At 55.3% G+C, this 19,606-nt stretch carries 19 protein-coding genes and 1 other RNA gene; 9 read left to right on the top strand and 11 right to left on the bottom strand.

Going from position 1 to position 19,606, the window contains the following annotated elements:
* Window positions 1-91: 91 nt before the first annotated feature.
* Window positions 92-1,693 carry an L-aspartate oxidase gene (gene nadB / locus J0F90_RS18670; RefSeq protein ID WP_195757899.1) on the top strand — a complete coding sequence of 534 codons (1,602 nt, stop codon included), beginning with the start codon at window positions 92-94 and terminating at the stop codon, window positions 1,691-1,693.
* Window positions 1,694-1,731: 38 nt separating this feature from the next.
* Here the strand turns inward: nadB and trmN are convergent, their stop codons facing one another.
* Window positions 1,732-2,511, bottom strand: a complete 780-nt coding sequence (trmN, locus tag J0F90_RS18675; RefSeq protein WP_033639597.1) for a tRNA(1)(Val) (adenine(37)-N(6))-methyltransferase TrmN — start codon at window positions 2,509-2,511, stop codon at window positions 1,732-1,734.
* 99 nt (window positions 2,512-2,610) lie between these two features.
* Here trmN and srmB point away from each other — a divergent pair, with 99 nt between their 5' ends.
* The gene (gene srmB, locus J0F90_RS18680) at window positions 2,611-3,933 is read left to right on the top strand and encodes an ATP-dependent RNA helicase SrmB (RefSeq protein ID WP_016929798.1); all 1,323 of its coding nucleotides are present in this window, start codon (window positions 2,611-2,613) and stop codon (window positions 3,931-3,933) included.
* A gap of 52 nt (window positions 3,934-3,985) precedes the next feature.
* Here srmB and J0F90_RS18685 read toward each other — a convergent pair whose 3' ends face one another.
* From J0F90_RS18685 to grcA, 3 genes are all read right to left on the bottom strand, one after another.
* Complete coding sequence (locus J0F90_RS18685) at window positions 3,986-4,741, bottom strand: ankyrin repeat domain-containing protein (RefSeq protein WP_033639596.1); 756 nt, start codon at window positions 4,739-4,741, stop codon at window positions 3,986-3,988.
* Window positions 4,734-5,696: a Tle-like phospholipase domain-containing protein gene (locus J0F90_RS18690; protein WP_033639595.1), complete on the bottom strand. Its 963-nt coding sequence runs from the start codon at window positions 5,694-5,696 to the stop codon at window positions 4,734-4,736. The genes J0F90_RS18685 and J0F90_RS18690 overlap by 8 nt, the downstream gene beginning before the upstream one ends.
* 183 nt (window positions 5,697-5,879) lie before the next feature.
* A complete protein-coding gene (gene grcA / locus J0F90_RS18695) occupies window positions 5,880-6,263 on the bottom strand; it encodes an autonomous glycyl radical cofactor GrcA (protein WP_004929114.1) in 384 nt (127 codons plus the stop codon).
* A gap of 346 nt (window positions 6,264-6,609) precedes the next feature.
* On the opposite strand from grcA, the gene ung reads away from it, so the two are divergent.
* Window positions 6,610-7,293, top strand: coding sequence for a uracil-DNA glycosylase (gene ung, locus J0F90_RS18700; protein WP_004929112.1), 684 nt, complete (start codon window positions 6,610-6,612; stop codon window positions 7,291-7,293).
* 56 nt (window positions 7,294-7,349) lie between these two features.
* On the opposite strand, the gene grpE is transcribed toward ung, so the two are convergent.
* Window positions 7,350-7,934 carry a nucleotide exchange factor GrpE gene (gene grpE / locus J0F90_RS18705; RefSeq protein ID WP_033639594.1) on the bottom strand — a complete coding sequence of 195 codons (585 nt, stop codon included), beginning with the start codon at window positions 7,932-7,934 and terminating at the stop codon, window positions 7,350-7,352.
* Window positions 7,935-8,059: 125 nt separating this feature from the next.
* On the opposite strand from grpE, the gene nadK reads away from it, so the two are divergent.
* From nadK to bamE, 3 genes are all read left to right on the top strand, one after another.
* Window positions 8,060-8,938 (top strand): NAD(+) kinase, encoded by an 879-nt coding sequence (nadK, locus tag J0F90_RS18710; RefSeq protein ID WP_004929107.1) that lies wholly within the window; start codon window positions 8,060-8,062, stop codon window positions 8,936-8,938.
* Between the two features lie 86 nt (window positions 8,939-9,024).
* Entirely contained in the window at window positions 9,025-10,686 is a 1,662-nt protein-coding gene (gene recN, locus J0F90_RS18715; protein ID WP_033639593.1) for a DNA repair protein RecN, read from the top strand.
* Between the two features lie 240 nt (window positions 10,687-10,926).
* Window positions 10,927-11,265 (top strand): outer membrane protein assembly factor BamE, encoded by a 339-nt coding sequence (bamE, locus tag J0F90_RS18720; RefSeq protein ID WP_004929101.1) that lies wholly within the window; start codon window positions 10,927-10,929, stop codon window positions 11,263-11,265.
* A 118-nt stretch (window positions 11,266-11,383) separates the two neighbouring features.
* On the opposite strand, the gene J0F90_RS18725 is transcribed toward bamE, so the two are convergent.
* Window positions 11,384-11,668, bottom strand: a complete 285-nt coding sequence (locus J0F90_RS18725) for an RnfH family protein (RefSeq protein ID WP_004929098.1) — start codon at window positions 11,666-11,668, stop codon at window positions 11,384-11,386.
* The gene (locus J0F90_RS18730) at window positions 11,661-12,095 is read right to left on the bottom strand and encodes a type II toxin-antitoxin system RatA family toxin (protein WP_004929096.1); all 435 of its coding nucleotides are present in this window, start codon (window positions 12,093-12,095) and stop codon (window positions 11,661-11,663) included. Before J0F90_RS18730 ends, J0F90_RS18725 begins: the two co-directional genes overlap by 8 nt.
* A gap of 161 nt (window positions 12,096-12,256) precedes the next feature.
* Here J0F90_RS18730 and smpB point away from each other — a divergent pair, with 161 nt between their 5' ends.
* The 3 genes from smpB to J0F90_RS18745 all read left to right on the top strand — a co-directional run bounded on the left by smpB (window position 12,257) and on the right by J0F90_RS18745 (window position 14,528).
* The gene (smpB, locus tag J0F90_RS18735) at window positions 12,257-12,739 is read left to right on the top strand and encodes an SsrA-binding protein SmpB (protein ID WP_016929804.1); all 483 of its coding nucleotides are present in this window, start codon (window positions 12,257-12,259) and stop codon (window positions 12,737-12,739) included.
* 49 nt (window positions 12,740-12,788) lie between these two features.
* Window positions 12,789-13,152, top strand: a transfer-messenger RNA (tmRNA) gene (ssrA, locus tag J0F90_RS18740).
* A 182-nt stretch (window positions 13,153-13,334) separates the two neighbouring features.
* Window positions 13,335-14,528: an integrase domain-containing protein gene (locus J0F90_RS18745; RefSeq protein WP_033639592.1), complete on the top strand. Its 1,194-nt coding sequence runs from the start codon at window positions 13,335-13,337 to the stop codon at window positions 14,526-14,528.
* 484 nt (window positions 14,529-15,012) lie between these two features.
* Here J0F90_RS18745 and J0F90_RS18750 read toward each other — a convergent pair whose 3' ends face one another.
* From J0F90_RS18750 to J0F90_RS18765, 4 genes are all read right to left on the bottom strand, one after another.
* Entirely contained in the window at window positions 15,013-16,824 is a 1,812-nt protein-coding gene (locus tag J0F90_RS18750; RefSeq protein ID WP_033639591.1) for an ATP-dependent nuclease, read from the bottom strand.
* 77 nt (window positions 16,825-16,901) lie between these two features.
* Window positions 16,902-17,486, bottom strand: a complete 585-nt coding sequence (locus tag J0F90_RS18755; protein ID WP_033639590.1) for a hypothetical protein — start codon at window positions 17,484-17,486, stop codon at window positions 16,902-16,904.
* 618 nt (window positions 17,487-18,104) lie between these two features.
* Window positions 18,105-18,359 (bottom strand): ogr/Delta-like zinc finger family protein, encoded by a 255-nt coding sequence (locus J0F90_RS18760; protein ID WP_033639589.1) that lies wholly within the window; start codon window positions 18,357-18,359, stop codon window positions 18,105-18,107.
* On the bottom strand, window positions 18,356-19,081 hold the full coding sequence (locus J0F90_RS18765; protein ID WP_033641368.1) for a hypothetical protein: 726 nt from the start codon (window positions 19,079-19,081) through the stop codon (window positions 18,356-18,358). The genes J0F90_RS18760 and J0F90_RS18765 overlap by 4 nt, the downstream gene beginning before the upstream one ends.
* Window positions 19,082-19,606 lie beyond the last annotated feature (525 nt).

The following is a 19,606-nucleotide window of genomic DNA, read 5'->3' on the forward strand; positions in this document are numbered from 1 at the left end:
TTTTTTCTGTTGATGTCACCCTATCCGTGGCTTTTGCCCGGACAGTTAGGCTAACATGAAATTCACTCTTCTTCTGCACACATCATACGTTATGCAACCATCATCTGAACATGTTAGCGATGTCCTGATCGTCGGCAGCGGCGCTGCGGGCCTGTCACTGGCGCTGCGCCTGGCGCAGCATTGCAAGGTTACCGTCCTCAGCAAGGGGCCGCTCAGCGAGGGCGCCACCTTTTACGCCCAGGGCGGGATCGCCGCGGTGTTCGATGAGACGGACAGCATTGCCTCACACGTTGATGACACTTTGATTGCCGGCGCCGGCCTGTGCGACAAAGAGGCCGTCGAATTCATCGCCGGCAACGCGCGCCACTGCGTGCAGTGGCTGATCGATCAGGGCGTGCTGTTCGACACCGAGGTCAACGCGCAGGGCGAGGCGCATTATCACCTCACGCGCGAAGGCGGCCACAGCCATCGCCGCATCTTGCACGCCGCGGACGCTACCGGTAAGGAAGTAGAGACCACGCTGGTGGGGAAAGCAAGCGCTCACCCCAATATTTGCGTGATGGAACGCCGCAACGCGGTTGACCTTATCACCTCGAACAAAATCGGCCTGCCGGGCACCCGCCGAGTGGTGGGCGCTTACGTCTGGAACCGCGAGCTGGAACGGGTGGAAACCTACCGAGCCAAAACGGTGGTGCTGGCCACCGGCGGCGCGGCCAAGGTGTACCAATACACCACCAACCCGGACATCTCCTCCGGCGACGGCATCGCCATGGCCTGGCGCGCCGGCTGCCGGGTCGCCAACCTGGAATTCAACCAGTTCCACCCGACCTGCCTGTTCCATCCGCAGGCGCGCAACTTTCTGCTGACCGAAGCGCTGCGCGGCGAAGGGGCTTACCTGAAGCGCCCGGACGGCAGCCGCTTTATGCCGGATTTCGATCCGCGTGGCGAACTGGCCCCGCGCGATATCGTCGCCCGCGCCATCGACCATGAAATGAAGCGCCTGGGCGCCGACTGCATGTACCTGGACATCAGCCACAAGCCGGCGGAATTCATCACTCAGCACTTCCCGATGATCCACGAAAAGCTGCTGACGCTGGGCTTCGATCTGACCCGGCAACCGATCCCCATCGTTCCGGCGGCGCACTACACCTGCGGCGGCGTGATGGTCGATCAGCACGGCCGCACCGATCTCGACGGGCTGTACGCCATCGGCGAGGTCAGCTACACCGGCCTGCACGGCGCCAACCGCATGGCGTCGAATTCGCTGCTGGAGTGCCTGGTTTACGGTTGGTCGGCGGCGGAAGACATTCTGCAGCGCCTGCCGTTCATCCAGCAGGCCAAACAGGTGCCGCACTGGGATGAGAGCCGGGTGGATGATGCGGACGAACGGGTGGTGATCCAGCACAACTGGCACGAGCTGCGGCTGTTCATGTGGGATTACGTCGGCATCGTGCGCACCACCAAGCGGCTGGAGCGCGCCCTGCGCCGCATCAACACGCTGCAGGCGGAAATCGACGAGTACTACGCGCACTTCCGCATCTCCAACAACCTGCTGGAGCTGCGCAATCTGGTGCAGGTGGCCGAGCTTATCGTGCGCAGCGCCATGGCGCGCAAAGAGAGCCGCGGCCTGCACTACACGCTGGACTACCCGGATTTGCTGCAGGAAGCGCTGCCGACCATTTTGCAGCCTTAAACGAAGCGACAGGGCGCCTTATCGGCGCCCTTTTCCTTTCAGTAGAACAGATAGAAGTCGGCGATCAACCGGCGGAAATCGTCGGTATAGCCGCCGTCGGCCTGTTTGATCGCCAGCGCCTGCTCCCGCAGCGGCGTTTCCCGCCGGGTCAGCGCCAGCAGCATCCGGTGCCGCGGCGTATCGGCGCGATCGCTGACGTTCACTTTCGCCGCCGTGTGCCAGCCGCTTTGCTGCGCCAGGCGTTCGAATTCGGCGCCGATGTCGTGCGGCAGCACCACGCAAAACGTCCCCTGCGCGGCCAGCAGCTGCGCCGCGCAGGCCAACAGCGCCTCGTGCGTCAGGGTTTCGGTGTAGCGCGCGTTGTGGCGCGCCTGGTCGCGGCAGGCCACCGCCGGCTCGAAATACGGCGGGTTGCTGACGATCAGATCATACTCAGCGGCATGCTGCTGCGCATAATGGTGAATATCCTGCGCATGCACGCGGATGCGCTGCGGCCACGGCGATTCTGCCGCGTTTTCGCGCGCCTGCCCGGCGGCGGCTTCATCCAGCTCCACCGCGTCGATGGTCACTTCGTCGCCGCTGCGCTGCGCCAGCATCAGCGCGATCAGCCCGCTGCCGCTGCCGATGTCCAGCACCCGGCGCGCCTGCCCCAGCGGCGCCCAGGCGCCGAGCAACACCCCGTCGGTGCCCACTTTCATGGCGCAACGATCGTGGGCGACAAAGAATTGTTTAAAGGTAAAACCCCCGCGGCGCGGGGTAAAATCGGCTTTCGATCGCTTGCTCACACTCACCACCTGGCTATAAAACTGGCGTAGCATAAGGCAATCTGATCGGCGGGAAAAGAGCGGCTTTCCGCTTAAATAGGTGAAGATCGCGGCCAACCCGTCTATAATCGGCGCCCCAAGTAGAGGTAGACCATGACAGCAACCACTTTTTCCGAACTCGAACTCGATGATCGCCTGATCGACGCGCTGCGCGACAAAGGCTACGATCGCCCCACCGCCATTCAGGCCGCTGCGATCCCGCCGGCGATGGACGGGCGCGACGTCTTAGGTTCGGCTCCGACCGGCACCGGCAAAACCGCCGCCTTCCTGCTGCCCGTGTTGCAGCACCTGCTGGACTTTCCACGCAAGAAATCCGGCCCGCCGCGCGTGCTGATCCTGACGCCAACGCGCGAGCTGGCGATGCAGGTCGCCGACCAGGCGCGTGAATTGGCTGCTCATACCTCGCTGGATATCGCCACCATCACCGGCGGCGTCGCTTACATGAACCACGCGGAAGTGTTCAGCGAAAACCAGGACGTGGTAGTCGCCACCACCGGCCGCTTGCTGCAATACATTAAAGAAGAGAATTTCGACTGCCGCGCGGTGGAAACCCTGATCCTCGACGAAGCCGACCGCATGCTCGACATGGGCTTCGCGCAGGACATCGAAACCATCTCCGCCGAAACCCGCTGGCGCAACCAGACGCTGCTGTTCTCCGCCACGCTGGAAGGCGAAGCGATCCGCGAATTCGCCGAACGCATCCTGAAAGAGCCGGTGGAAGTGGAAGCCGATCCGTCGCGCCGCGAACGCAAGAAGATCCTGCAGTGGTACTACCGCGCCGATGACGTGCAGCACAAAACCGCGCTGCTGATCCACCTGCTGAAACAGCCGGACGTGCAGAAATCGGTGATTTTCGTGCGCAAGCGCGAGCGCGTGCATGAGCTGGCCACCTGGCTGCGCGAAGCGGGCATCAACACCTGCTATCTCGAAGGCGAGATGGTGCAGGCCAAACGCAACGAAGCGGTCAAACGCATGATGGATGGCCGGGTTAACGTGCTGGTCGCCACCGACGTTGCCGCACGCGGCCTGGATATCCTCGATATCACCCACGTGTTCAACTTCGACATGCCGCGCACTGCGGATACCTACCTGCACCGCATCGGGCGTACCGGCCGCGCCGGGCGCAAAGGCACCGCCATTTCGCTGGTGGAAGCGCACGACCATCTGCTGCTGGGCAAAGTGGGCCGTTATCTGAACGAGCCGCTGAAAGCGCGCGTGATCGACGAACTGCGGCCGAAAACCAAGGTGCCGAACGAGAAGAGCAACGGCAAGCCATCGAAGAAAGTGCTGGCCAAACGCGCGGAAGATAAAGCGAAGAACAAAGAGAAGGCCAAGGTGAAAGTGCGCCATCGCGACGCCAAAAACGTCGGCAAACGCCGTCAGGCGAAGGCTAAACCGGCCGGCGACGCAGAATAACCACCGCTGCCTAAGAAAAAACCGCCTGTACAGGCGGTTTTTTTATGGGCGTTTACTGCTGTGCGTAATGCGTGGCCAGGCGGCGCCCCTGCAGCCATTTATCCAGCTCGCGGAACTGCGCCTTCAGCTCGTCATTCTGCAAATGCGCCGGCGTTTGCGAGAAATAAAACTGGAACGCATAACCCTGCTGATTGCGCGCCTGGGCATCGGCCCCGGCCTGCAACAGCAACAGCGCCAGATGCGGCGCGTTGATCTTCGCCGCCACATGCAGCGGGGTATCCCCCAGCCGATCGCTCAGGGTGGTGTCCGCCCCGGCCGCCAGCAATAACCGCAGTTGCTCCTCGCGCCCGGCCAGCACCGCCGCCGCAAGCGGCGTGGCGCCGGTAACGGCATTGCGCACGTTCACCTGCGCCCCTTCAGCCAGCAGTAACCGCAGATACTGCGCGTCTTGCAGTATCGCCGCGGTGTGCAGCGCGCTGTTGCCGTCCAGCCCCGCTACCGACGGGTCGGCCCCGAGATCCAGCAACGCCTGCACGCTGGCCGGCTGCTGCGAAAGCACCGCCCACTGCAACAGCGTGACCTGCCGATCGCCCCGTTCGCGCAAGCGATCCTGCGTAGCCTGCGCATGGATGCCCTGCGCATCGCCGCGCGCCACCGCCTGAGCCAGCGCCAGGTTGCCACGGCCATCAAACGGTGAAATCTCCTGCCCCATCTGTTGCTCCTTAGCCATCATCAGTAAACCGGTCACCGCGGCCAGCGCCAGTAAGGCTATCGCCAGCGCCCGCCGCAAGCGACGCCCTTCAGGCATTGGCCTTCGCCTCCCACGGCTTTTGTTCCGCCATCGAGCTTATCACCTTGTCGATGCCGTGCGCCGTCAGGCTGCGATCCAGATGCTTGCTCGGCCGCCAGTCATCGATACCGGTCAGGGTATCGTTGTTGGCCAGGGTGATGTTGTGGCCAATAGCGTCCGGGATCAGCGAAGTCGACTCCTGGGTGCTGGTCAGCATGTCATATTGTTCGCTGTAACGACGGATGCCGCCGGCTTCGGCGTCTTTCTTCGCCGCCGCCGGATCGATACCCAGGCGATTCAGCGTGTAATCTGACACCCCGGCCGCATTGAAGGTGACCGCGACGGTGCCGGTCGCCAGCGCCGCCGTGGCCGCCAGACCGCCGCCGAGCGAATGACCGGCGATCACAAGCGCATCGCCGAAGGCCGCCTTGGCGCTTTTGGCGGCGGCAACCGCCTGATTGTACTGCACATCATCATAGCCCGTCGCTTGCCGCACGTTGCTCAGCCAGTCGCGCCAGTCGTTGGTGCCGGCAAACGCCAACACATACTGCTTGTCATTGCTGTAAACCCCGGCCTGGAAACCGCTGCCCGCGTCGTGCAGGCTGGCGGGATCGATGCCGAAACCGAGCAGCGCGCTGTCGCTCAAGCGGTTGAACCCAGCAGCGCCCTGACCGTTCAGTGAATAAACGTCCTTGGCCAACAGCGCCAACGCATAATCACCTTCCTGCGATTGCTGCCCCCGGGTCACGCCCGGCGCTGCCGCCGCCGTCGGCGCCGCCGCGGAGATATCGCCGACCAGCGTATTCAACAGGGCCTGCGCATTGAGCGAGTTCTGAGAGGGAGTGGCCACCGGCGCCGGATTTGCCGGCGCTGCCGCAGACTGCGCCGCCGTCGCCGTCTCGGCAACGGCGCGAGGTGTAGGGATCGCGGCCACCGGGGATACTGCAGAGGTAAAACTTAAAGGCATACTCATGCCGACTCCTTGTCGATAGACTTTTTATTGAGCACCTGAATAGGTGCTGATTTAGCTATCGGCAGGTCGGATGAGTTCTGTATTAGAAATGCTTATCTTTGTACAGAATGTGATCCGCATTCCGTTTTCGGCCGTCAAACGCAAGAAAGGGAGCCGAAGCTCCCTGATTGACTGCGCCGCAAATTACAGGCTTTCGGTAAAGGTGCGGGCGATAACGTCGCGCTGCTGTTCCGGCGTCAGGGAATTGAAGCGCACCGCATAACCGGACACGCGAATGGTCAGCTGCGGGTATTTTTCCGGGTGCTTGACCGCGTCTTCCAGGGTTTCGCGACGCAGCACGTTGACGTTCAGGTGCTGACCGCCTTCCACGCGCACGGTCGGCTGCATTTCCAGCGGCACTTCACGGTATTCGATCTGGCCCAGATCGCTCACCGCGACAACCTGATCTTCCGCGTAGTTGGCCTTGGCACACACGCAGCGGGCTTCCGCTTTTTCATCGTCCAGCAGCCAGAAAGAGTTCACCAGCGCCTGGTCGTTCGCTTTGGTAATTTGAATACCGGTAATCATTATGTTGCCTCCGTACAAGGGCGTAAAAATTCACGTCGTGAGAAAACCCAATCCTGGTTTCGGCCATTTGGTAAAACCATTGTTGTCTTGTTGTTCTGTATACCAGCCTGACCGGGCCAGTTCCTTGATTAAAGTCAATTTTTACCGGGTAGGCGCAGGGCGTGAAGGGGCAAATTTATGTTTTATATCAATTTTCCCACTGCGGCAAAAACCAATTATTTTTGTAAATTTTCAAAAATAATTGCATGGCGCGCGGAGGCGAGAAATGAAAATCGGGTTTCGCTGCGCGAGCCGACACGGTAAGCTATAGCCCATGAATTGCTAAAGAAAACAAAGGAGAGCGTTTATGGCCACCTCCCTCACCTGGCATGACGTGATCGGCAAAGAGAAAGAGCAGCCCTATTTTGTTGAAACGCTCGCCTTTGTTGCCGCTGAACGTCAGGCCGGTAAGACCATTTATCCACCGCAGAAAGACGTGTTCAACGCGTTCCGCTTTACCGAGCTGGCGGACGTCAAGGTCGTCATCCTCGGCCAGGATCCGTATCACGGGCCCAATCAGGCGCATGGCCTCTCTTTCTCGGTGCGCCCCGGCGTGCCGGCGCCGCCGTCGCTGGTGAATATGTATAAAGAGCTGGCGACCGACATTCCCGGTTTCGAACGCCCGGATCACGGCTACCTGCAAAGCTGGGCCGAACAGGGGGTGCTGCTGCTCAACACCGTGCTGACGGTAGAGGGCGGCCGCGCGCACTCGCACGCCAATCTGGGCTGGGAAACCTTTACCGATAAGGTGATCGCCGCCCTGAACGAGAACCGCGAAGGCGTGGTGTTCCTGCTGTGGGGCTCGCACGCGCAGAAGAAAGGCAACTTTATCGACCGCAACCGCCACCACGTGCTGAAAGCGCCGCACCCATCGCCGCTTTCCGCCCACCGCGGTTTCCTCGGCTGCCGCCACTTCTCGCAGGCCAATCAGCTGCTGGAGCAGCAAGGGCTCACGCCGATCGACTGGATGCCGCGCCTGCCGCAGGCGTAGCCCAGAAACAAAAAAGGCACCCTTGGGTGCCTTTCTTTATGCGGTTGCCGGAGCGATTACGCCTTGGCCTTGGAGACCGCGACCATCGCAGGGCGCAGCAGGCGGCCGTTCAGCGTATAGCCTTTCTGCATCACCATCATCACGTGGTTCGGCTGGTGATCGGCGGATTCCATCATGCTCATCGCCTGATGCACTTCCGGGTTGAACGGCACGTTGACGTCGCCGACGATTTCGATGCCGTACTTGCGCACCACGTCCAGCAGCGATTTCAACGTCAGCTCGATGCCTTCAATCATTGCGGCCAGTTCCGGATTGTTTTTATCCGCCAGATCCAGCGCGCGCTCCAGGTTGTCGATCACCGGCAGCAGATCGCCGGAGAATTTCTCCAGGGCGAACTTGTGCGCTTTCTCGACGTCCAGTTCGGCGCGGCGACGGATGTTTTCCGCTTCCGCTTTGGCGCGCAGCAGGCTGTCGCGCTCTTGCTGCTGAGCTTCCGCCAGTTGGGCTTCCAGTTCGGCGATACGCGCATCGCGCAGATCGACGCCTTCCGCCGCTTCCGGCAGCGTATCCTCGTGATGAACGTGTTGTTCCATTTCTTCCGAGACTTGCTCGTTTGGCGTCTTCTGTTCTTTACTACTCATGAATATCTCCGCGTTTTAGCATTAATCTCGCAACTTGGCTTATTATGGGGATCAAAACCGGGGTTTCAAGTCAACCGGTCACAATGTGGGGCATAAACGGGTCCCGGTGAGGAAAATCACAGCAAATGAATAAAAAATTCGCCTGTATTGGCATTGTTGGCCACCCGCGTCACCCTTCAGCGCTGGCAACCCACGAGATGCTGTTCCACTGGCTGGTCGCCCGCGGCTATTCGGTGATGGTCGAACGCCAAATCGCCCATGATTTGGGGCTGAAAGACGCCGTGACCGGCAGCCTGGCGGATATCGGCCAGCGGGCCGACCTGGCAGTGGTGGTCGGCGGCGACGGCAACATGCTCGGCGCCGCGCGCGTGCTGGCGCGCTATGACATCAAGGTGATCGGAGTCAACCGCGGCAACCTCGGCTTCCTCACCGATCTCGATCCCGACAACGCTCTGCAGCAGCTGGCGGACGTGCTGGAAGGCGAGTACATCGACGAACAGCGTTTCCTGTTGGAAACCATCGTGCATAAAGAGCACCAGCAGTGCCGCATCAGCACCGCCATCAACGAGGTGGTGCTGCACCCCGGCAAAGTGGCGCACATGATCGAATTCGAGGTGTACATCGACGATCGTTTCGCCTTCTCGCAGCGCTCCGACGGCCTGATCATCGCCACCCCGACCGGCTCCACCGCCTACTCGCTCTCCGCCGGCGGGCCGATCCTCACCCCGTCGCTGGAGGCGATCGCGCTGGTGCCGATGTTCCCGCACACCCTGTCCGCCCGGCCGCTGGTGATCAACGGCGACAGCACCATCCGCCTGAAGTTTTCGCAGATCGGCAGCGATCTGGAGATTAGCTGCGATAGCCAGATCGCGCTGCCGATCCAGGAAGGCGAAGAAGTGCTGATCCGCCGCAGCAACTTCCATCTGAACCTGATTCACCCGAAGGACTACAGCTATTTCAACACGTTAAGCACCAAGTTGGGCTGGTCTAAAAAATTGTTCTAAAATCTGCGCCGGCCACTTTACTGTATATAAAACCAGTTTATACTGTATGAAACTACAGTTATGTGTTTATACACAGGAAGGTTCCCATGCTGGCGCAATTAACCATCAGCAACTTTGCTATCGTTCGTGAGTTGGAAATCGATTTTCAACCGGGCATGACGGCGATCACCGGTGAAACCGGCGCCGGCAAATCCATCGCTATCGATGCGCTCGGGCTGTGCCTCGGCAACCGCGCCGACGGCAACGTGGTGCGCCTGGGAGCCGCCCGCGCCGACATCTGCGCCCGCTTCTCGCTGGCGGACACCCCGTCCGCGCGCGAATGGCTGGAGCAGAACCAACTGGACGACTGCAACGAATGCCTGCTGCGGCGGGTGATCAACGCCGACGGCCGTTCGCGCGGTTTTATCAACGGCACCGCCGTGCCGCTGTCGCAGCTGCGCGAGCTAGGGCAACGCCTGATTCAAATCCACGGTCAACACGCCCATCAGCTGCTGCTCAAGCCGGAGCACCAAAAAGCGCTGCTCGACGCCTACGCCGACGAACCCGCCCTGCTGGCGGCGATGAGCCAGGCCTACCAGCGCTGGCACCAGAGCTGCCGCGAACTGGCGCACCATCAGCAGCAGTCCATCGAACGCGAAGCGCGCAAGCAACTGCTGCAATACCAATTGAAAGAGCTGAACGAATTCGCGCCGCAGGCCGGCGAGTTCGAGCAGACCGACGCCGAGTACAAGCGCCTGGCCAACAGCGGCCAGCTGCTGACCCTCAGCCAGCAAGCGTTGCAGCTGCTGGCCGACAGCGACGAGAACAACATGCTCAGCCAGCTTTACAGCGCCAAACACCTGCTACTTGAACTGGCCGGGCTGGACGATAAGCTCAGCGGCCTGCTGGACATGCTGGAAGAGGCCTCTATCCAGATCAGCGAAGCCAGCGACGAGCTGCGCCATTACGCCGATCGCATGGATCTCGATCCCAATCGCCTGCACGAGCTGGAGCAACGCCTGTCGCGCCAAATCAGCCTGGCGCGTAAACACCAGGTCGCGCCGGAAGAGCTGCCGCAGCTGCATCAGCAGTTGCTGGATGAACAGCAGCTGCTGTCTCAGCAGGAAAGCGACCATGAGCATCTGAACGAGGCGGTCACCCTGCATCATCAGCAGGCGCTGGCGCTGGCGGAGCAGCTGCATCAGAAACGCCTGCACTACGCCGCCGAGCTGACCACGCTCATCACCGACAGCATGCAGGCGCTCTCCATGCCGCACGGCAAGTTCAACATCGACGTGCGCTTCGAACCGCAGCACCTGAGCGCCGAAGGGGCCAGCCGCACCGAGTTCTGCGTCTCCACCAACCCGGGGCAGCCGCTGCAGCCGCTGGCGAAGGTCGCCTCCGGCGGCGAGCTGTCGCGCATCGCGCTGGCCATTCAGGTGATCACCGCCCGCAAGATGGAAACCCCGGCGCTGATCTTCGATGAGGTGGACGTGGGCATCAGCGGCCCGACCGCCGCCATCGTCGGCCGTCTGCTGCGCCAGCTCGGCGAATCCACCCAGGTGATGTGCGTGACTCACCTGCCGCAGGTGGCCGGATGCGGGCATCAGCACCTGTTCGTCAGCAAGCAGACCGACGGCACGGTCACCGAAACCCAGATGGCGCCGCTGGATAAACGCGCCCGGCTGCAGGAGCTGGCGCGCCTGCTCGGCGGCAGCGAAGTCACCCGCAATACGTTGGCGAACGCCAAAGAACTGCTGGCGGCATAAAAAAGCTCAACTTTTTCACTTTCCTGCGGTCTGACAGTGACGCTGTTGGCCCGAGAAATATCTAAAGTGCGGCGCGGCGGTGATCCAAAGCCATCTCAACAGCCTGAAAAAGGCCAAGCGCTTGAGGTGCTAAAGGAAAGCCAATGCGTCGCAACGTGAAAGATGAAGGGTATAAAGGTTTCCAACTGCCGCAAGGTCTATTATCATCGGCATCCTATGCCCTAAAGGAATGTGATTACTATGCGCTGTAAAACGCTGACTGCCGCCGCTGTAGTTCTTGTGATGCTGACTGCAGGCTGTTCTACTTTTGAAAAGGTGGTTTATCGTCCTGACATCAACCAGGGGAACTACCTGACGTCGACCGACGTGGCGAAAATTCAGAAAGGGATGACCCAACAACAGGTCGCTTACACATTGGGCACCCCAATGCTGCAAGACCCGTTTGGAACGCAAACGTGGTTCTATGTGTTCCGTCAGCAGCCTGGCCATGAAGATATCACCCAGCAGACGCTGACGCTGACCTTCGACAGCGCAGGCGTGTTGACCGATATCCAGAACAAACCGGCGCTGACCAAGTAATCGGCGTCGCCCGCTCTTCCGGCCCATGAGGGGGCATGGTGTTCCTCATGACAGTCGCAGGCTGCAACGCGGAAGAGAAAATTAGTTTCAGATAAAAAAATAAGGCGCTATAAGCGCCTTATTTTTTTGCCTTTTCTGCCCGTTGCCGGCGCAGCTCTTTCGGATCGGCGATCAGCGGCCGGTAAATCTCCACCCGGTCGCCGTCGTTCAGCGTATCGCCCAGCTTGGCCGGGCGGCTGTAGATGCCGATTTTGTTGCTCTTGAGATCGATATCCTGGCGCAGCTCCAGCAGGCCCGAAGCCTGGATCGCCTGCTCAACGCTGCTGCCTTCGGCCAGCTTCACCTTGCGCAGGTACTGCCGCTCCGGCAAGGCGTACACCACCTCGACCTGGATGTCAGACACTGTAGACCTCTTTCGCCCGTTGGGTGAATGCCTGCACCATGCTGCCCGCCAGCTCTTTGAACACCTTGCCGAACGCCAGCTCAATCAGTTTGTTGGTGAACTCGAAGTCCAGGTGCAGCTCCACCTTGCAGGCCTCTTCGCTCAGCGGTGTGAACTGCCAACCACCCATCAGCTTGCGGAACGGGCCATCGACCAGCTGCATATTGATGCTCTGGTTATCCAGCAGCGTATTGCGCGTGGTGAAGGTCTTGCTGATACCGGCCTTGGCGACGTCCACCGCGGCGGTCATCTCGTTGGAGGTAGCGTTAAGCACCCGGCTGCCAGTGCAGCCTGGCAGAAAATCGGGATAAGAATGAACATCGTTAACCAACTGATACATCTGCTCGGCGCTGAACGGCACTAATGCAGACCGACTGATCTGGGGCATATCATTTCCTGTAAGACATAAAACGTACAGATAATATCATTTATCTGGCGGCAAACAAAAAATCTGCTACGGGATGAGGGCACCAAAAATGCGAAAAATTGCGCAGGTGCTGAACGGGAAAGGATTTCTTTCGCTGAAGCATCCAGTATAATGAACGCACTATGACAAAGAAAAAAGCACACAAACCCGGTTCCGCCACCATTGCCCAAAACAAGCGCGCGCGTTTCGAATACTTCATTGAAGAAGAATTCGAGGCGGGCCTGTCGCTGCAAGGGTGGGAAGTTAAATCGCTGCGTGCCGGCAAAGCCAACCTCAGCGACAGCTACGTGACGTTCCGTGACGGTGAAGCCTATCTGTTTGGCGCCACCATCACCCCGCTCAACGTGGCTTCGTCGCATGTGGTGTGCGATCCGACGCGTACCCGTAAACTGCTGCTGAACCGACGCGAGCTGGACACCCTGCTCGGCCGCGTCAACCGCGACGGTTACACCGTGGTGGCCTTGTCCCTGTATTGGAAAAATGCCTGGAGCAAGATCAAGATCGGCGTAGCCAAAGGCAAGAAAGAGCACGACAAACGCGATGACATCAAAGATCGCGAATGGCAGACGGCGAAAGCCCGTATCATGAAGCACGCCAATCGTTAAGCCGCTGGCTTATCGAGGTAAACTTCTGGTATACTGCACAAAGTTACTTGGGGCTGATTCTGGATTCGACGGGATTTGCGAAGCCCTAGGAGCATGCCGAGGGGCGGTTGGCCTCGTAAAAAGCCGCAAAAAAATAGTCGCAAACGACGAAAACTACGCTTTAGCAGCTTAATACCCTGCTTAGAGCCCTCTCTCCCTAGCCTCCGCTCTTAGGACGGGGATCAAGAGAGGTCAAACCCAAAAGAGATCGCGTGGACGTCCTGCCTGGGGCTGAAGCGTTAAACTCAATCAGGCTAGTCTGTCAGTAGCGTGTCCATCCGCAGCTGGCCGGCGAATGTAAAGATTGGACTAAGCATGTAGTGCCGACGGTGTAGTAATTTCGGACGGGGGTTCAAATCCCCCCAGCTCCACCACATTATGTTCCGGATACGTCCGGGAAAGTACGGAAAGCCCGCATCCCACCTAGGTTTGCGGGCTTTTTTGTATCCGTAATCGTCCGAGCGTATCCGGCTAAATCCGGGATTTATTGGTATACGTTTAGGTATACGTTAAAATGTATGCCATAAACGTATACCAATTATGGAAGAATCCTTACATGGCGCGGACTACACGCCCCCTCACACATACCGAAGTACAAAAAGCCAAAGCCTTAGAGAAAGACCTCACCCTGCATGACGGTGACGGCCTGTTCCTGTTAGTTAAAACCACCGGCAAGAAACTGTGGCGTTTCCGCTACCTCCGCCCCGGCACCAGTTCGCGGACTATGGTTAGCCTCGGTGCCTACCCTGCCCTATCACTTGCCGACGCCCGACAAATACGCGCCGAAAAGCTCGCGATACTGGCGAGAGGCATTGACCCGCAGGCTAAAGAGGCAGCAGAAGCGGAACAGAGGCAGATAGCGCAAGACAGTATTTTCCTGAATGTGGCAAAGCAATGGTTCGCGTTGAAGCAGGCCAGCGTTAGCGCTAAGCATGCGGAGGACATCTGGCGTTCTCTTGAAAAAGACATACTGCCATCTATCGAGAATGTCCCGGTTCAGGACATCAAAGCGCGTTTGCTGATCCAAGTGCTGGAACCTATAAAAGCCCGTGGCGCATTAGAGACAGTTCGACGTTTAGTACAGCGTATTAACGAAATCATGATCTACGCCGTCAATACTGGCTTGATTGATGCTAATCCGGCTTCAGGTATAGGTAATGCATTCGAGCGCCCTAAGAAGCAGCATATGCCGACTATACGGCCCGAAGAATTGTCCAAGCTGATGCGCACTATCTCGATGAGCAACCTATCGATACCCACCCGTTGCTTGCTTGAATGGCAGTTGCTGACGCTGATACGTCCGGCAGAGGCCTCCGCAACCGCATGGGCTGAGATCAATATTGAAAATCGTGAGTGGCGTATCCCAGCGGACCGTATGAAGGCTAAACGTGATCATGTTGTTCCACTTTCAGACCAAGCATTAGAGATACTCGAAATCATGCACCCTATCAGTGGTGGGCGTGAACATGTGTTCCCTAGCCGTAATGATCCGCGTAAGCCTATGAACAGCCAAACAGCTAATGCGGCTTTAAAACGAATTGGTTATGGAGGTAAATTGGTTGCTCATGGCTTACGTTCAATAGCTAGTACGGCTATGAATGAGGCAGAATTTAATGCTGATATGATTGAGGCAGCTTTGGCACACTGTGATAAGAATGAGGTTCGAAGAGCCTATAACCGTTCCACATACCTTGAACAGCGGCGTGCATTAATGGATTGGTGGGGAGCGGAAGTACACGCAAAAAAATAGTCATAATTAGCTCAGATCTGAGCTGACACTTTACGGCTCAGGGCTATACCTAATATGATAGGCAACTCTGTGCCAGAAGTGGACATTGCAAACATCGTGGTGTGTTGTTCAAACAGAAACAGTTTAATTATGGGGTCCACTTGGAACGACATTTTTTAGTTAATGATGTAATGACCTGAACACCCTAGGCCGTGCCGTTTCTGCGTCAGAAACCGACCCTTTGCGGAAAGGGTCCTTTGGCATATCCAAAACGGAGCTAAACGACTTTCTTGCACACTAATATTCTCGCACATGGATTTAATATGTATTTATAATCCTTAATAAATTGATACATTTAATATAATCCAGATGTCACCACACTATAACTTCGCTCACGTTAGACCTTAAGGTATGATGTTGTATGTGAGATTCTGTGGGTTCTGCAAAAAATGCCCTCTGCTAGAGAGGGCTGTTGTCTGATATAGGTTGTTTTAGTCTCGCGGTACTATAGGGTCCAGATTTCAGGATTCTTTAGCGCCTCAATGTGAGCTTTGTTGCTAGCATAAAATGCGTGGTACTTGTTCACCATTTCTTCGTTAGACTTGATGAAAATTGATGGCTCTCTATTCAAGACTTTGCTATATGTGTCAAAAATGGCCCCGTATTCAGACGACGAACTATCAGAAAGAATTGAGATAACAGTTTCAACTTTATTTGATGGGTTGAAATCACCAAAAAACATTCCTTCGAAATGTGGTATTTGTATAAACACCATTGGCTTTTTACTTTTAACACACTCGTTCATTATGGCCACGTTTGTACCCCATGCCCCATTACCTGAAACGTTGCCTTTTTTTATACATTTTGGTATATCAGAATCGTGTACTACTATATAGTTAACATCGAAATGATTTAATATTCTAGCAAAGGTCTTTATATTGCCCTTACCTAAACAATCAATTATATGATAATTAACCCCAACCACCTCACATATTTTGCTTATAACAATTTTTTCAGTAGGGCCTTCAACTAATATTATATTATCGTAAAAGAAAAACTCATTGACCATTGGATTGCACAATCTGATCATTTTCATATTATCGTTTTCCTCATCAGAAAACGACAATTCATCCGTAGATATTGTTTTGTTTAAAGACTTATCTTTTTCTATTCTAATTATAGTGGTGTGCTTTTTAGATAGATCTATAAACACAGGGGAGTGTGTAGTAGCCATCACCTGCCAATTTTCATTTTGCGATGCGAAATTATAGAGCGACTCTCTAGCATCTCTAATTACTGGGGGGTGAAGGAATGACTCTGGCTCATCAATTAAGAGTATGTATTGTTTTTTCTCAATGGTAACTGCTTTACCTTTGGCTTTTTTTATTTTATCTCGTATATGAGACTCGTGAGTCAATATTTGCAAAGCAGACCATAAAACAGAGCGACGAACGCCGTGACCTTGGTTCTCCAGAAGAGAGCTGCTTACCCCATCCATTTTTACAGTAAGGTTAGAATCTGAAACCATAACCTCTGCATCTACGGGGTCTTTGGACAGTATGTTTAACTCCAGTTCGAGCCCAGGAAAAACCGATGATGACGATTCAGAGACTTGTTTTAGAAGGCCATCTATTTTTGATTTAGAATCCTTCATGAGAGTATCGGTCAAATCTTGTATTTTTTGTATTATTTCTGCTTTGCTTTCCCCTGTTTTTAATAATTCATCTTTCGCATCTTCCTTTAAGAAACTTATGATTATTTTTTTTGTTTCATCCATGGATTTATCTGGACTTATTCTTATTGGCTGAGGAACTCGACTTTGTAGCAAAGTATCTAAGCCACCGGAGCCACCATCAGAAAACACACGTTTCCCCGAATCTTCATCAAGCCCATAAGATTGTTTTTGTGCTGATTTTTCAGGGTCGAACCAAATCCATTTAACGCAATAATAAAGTTTAATTTCCAGAGGTATTTGTTTTACCTCCCAATCCCCTCCATACTTCCTAGCCATATTCCTTCTATCCAGAGCATCATCGTTATAAAACCACTTTTCGCCCCCTAGTGTACGAATATCAGCCTCAGTAATATCCGTGAAAATTCCGCACATTTCAATTGGTATTGATGTGTCTGAATTATAAAAATCATGGGCCGTCAGACCTTTTGAAGAGCCTAATGATGCAAATTTTTCATATGCATCCAATATTGTTGATTTCCCGGAATTATTTGGGCCTATTAAAACAACTATGTCATCGATATATACTTCTATTTCATCTTTTATAGATTTGTAATTCTTAACGTTAAACTGCTGTAGTCTCATGGTTTATTATCCTTTTTTCCTATAAAATATAAAGCTACTAATACGACCTAACGCGGCCGAAACTAAAGGATGTTAGCCTACTTCTTATCGCCAAAAATACGCCGTGATACACGCTGCATAAATGTTTCTTCCTTCAATTCTTCTAGAAAGGCTTGCTGCTGCTCTTTATTTCCGGAGGCTTCCAGTTCTACCGCCTTCTGCTCAATCTCAATCAACGCTTCTTTGCTAGCGCTGAATAAATTGTTCAGTTGTATCAATGATTTACCCATCATTTCATCGCAGCGGCGCTGGCGCTCTTTTTTATTGGGAGCAGCTCGAATGTACACATTCTGTGCCTGGATCTCAGCAACAGCAACCTCCTCGGCATCATCAGTAAGTGAGAATCCTTTGAAGCCGCGCTCCCAATGGACAGCCAGAGGATATTGATCAACGAACATTACAGGCTTCCCACCCTTACTGATCAGCTCCTTGCGCTTACGCTCTATCATTGCAGATGACGGGCTGAAGCTAAGACTCGGGTAATAAGGTGTAATGCCTGCATCAATAGCCAGACGTGCGCCGACTTCGCGCACCTCACCCACAAAGCTACCCACAACAATGATCACTGGCTCGTCAATGGCCTTCATGGCCTCAACCATAGCGGCATATTTCAGAGTCTGCATTATTAGAGTTTCTCCCAATATGAATTCTTGTGGTCAGTTTATCGTCATAATAGCAGTTCATGGCTTAGGAGATGGATGCTGACCAAGATGATATTCCGAATTGTTGATCACAGTTCCAACACATCGCAAAAGAACTTCTTTAGAGAGAAGCTGATGTTGCTAACATAGCGCTATCGTAATCTACGGGGTAGTCCACCCCATAATGTTCATGAGCATCTCTGCTATCTCCCATTCACAGATCCGAAAAAACTCACTTAGAGGTCTGTCACGGCACGATGATGTCATTACTCACCCTAGCTTAAATAATCGTACTTAAACTCTTCAGAGACACGCTGACGCATTAAACGAAAAGTCGCTCAAACCTCTGTGCGCGCAATACTTCCCCCGCCTCGCCTGCGCGCTTCATGTGTCGCTTTTCATGCAGTTGCATAAACGGCCGCAGGCCGCGCCAGTACTGGTGCGGCAGGGGAAGAGAAGTGCATTTTCTTGCATGCAAAATCATGCACCCTATGCATGCACGCGCAATTTTAGGCTGGCTAGCCAGGAAAAAGGCTGTTTTGGGTGAGGCGAAAGAGGAATGCCCCGCGATGCTGTCGAGAGCGGCGGGGCGGAGTGTGATTAGTGCAGGGTAGGATTGCTGTTGTAACGGCGATAGCGGTTCAACGTCCGTTTCTCCGGCAGTGGCAGGGCGTTCTCATCGACCGGTTGCGCCTGTATCGGCTGGCACAGGATTTTATCGACGCTTTCCACCGTCTTGAATGTGCAAGAACAGGTCAGGCTCTGACATTGGTAATACGCCTCTTTCGTCCGCTCCGTGATATAGCGACTGGTGCGGGTATAGGATGCATGAGTGCACAGCGGGCAGCGCATCATGATTTGGCCCCTTTCTGCTGCATGCATTGACGTTTTTCCGCTAATTCTGTTACCCCTTGCATCTGGCGCATCGGGCATCTTTGTCGCTCCCGCAATACGCCGGTTTCTTGCGGTATCGTCAGGCCAATCTCATTAAGCACCGGGTGGTCGATATTTTGTGTAGCCATGGTAGCGCGAATGCGGCCTTGTAGCGTGCCCAGTACCTGTAGCTCAATCATTTTCATCGGATTGTCCGCATAGACGCCGTAAGCCCGTGAAGCCAGTGCGCACGCCTTGATAACGTCAGGGCTGATAAGCGCCTTGCTCAGCGCATCCACCGCCTGATGCATCGCATGAGCCGCAAAGGTCGTGATGGCGTCTTTGTGTGCGGCCACCACCTGCGGGGCCGTGCCGCCGCAGTTGAGGTGAAGCTGCATTTTGTCCAGTTCCATCTCCTCAATCAGGCCGTCGAACTCCTTCGCCAGCTCCCGCTTGGAAATCCGGCTGTGGTGCTGCGCTTGCCGTTCCGGCGTCATTTCCCCGCGCAGTTTGCGAAACAGGGTGCGCCACTGGCTTTCTGCCTCCTGGCTCTGCACTTCGGTGTCTTTCTTCTGTTGGTGGCAGCGGGCAATGCCTGTCACGACGTCGGTCAACGCCTGGTAGTTTTTGTCGTGGGCGGCACGAGCGTCACGCAGTGCTTGCAGTTTATCGGTGATGTATTTCGGTAAGGCGGTGGTGCTCATGGTCGTGTCTCCGATGTCAGTCAATGTGAAGCTATTCTGCTGACCGCCGTACAACATCGCCATTCATCCCGGTTGGACTGTCCCCAAGACAACAGCCCTTAGCGCTGATGAGAAAACCATCAAGCCATTTTTAGTTTTACCTAAAACTATTCACTACTGTTCACCTAAATAAAAAATATAGATAAATCAGTAAATAAGATGGTGAACAGTTTTTTATAAACTCTTCACCCAGTGTTCACCACTGTTCACCCGGCCCAAAACGACCTTTTCCCTGGCTAGCGCTGTTTGGCGGTTTTTCCCTATTAATCAACCGTCCATCCATCGCTCAGGCTTTTCGGCTGGTTTGCCAACAACGGTCAATAAAGGCCAATATAGGCCAATATGTCCACTTGATTGAAAAACAAGCATAAAATCTGTTCCACCACACAACAACGCCTTGTTGCTACCCCGGTAAATATTCACATAATAGGGCGCTACCGAAGTTCACACAGTCCCGGCCAGCGTTGGCCGGACACAAAGAGGTAG

This window comes from Serratia marcescens subsp. marcescens ATCC 13880 (assembly GCF_017299535.1).
Classification (GTDB): Bacteria; Pseudomonadota; Gammaproteobacteria; order Enterobacterales; family Enterobacteriaceae; genus Serratia; species Serratia marcescens.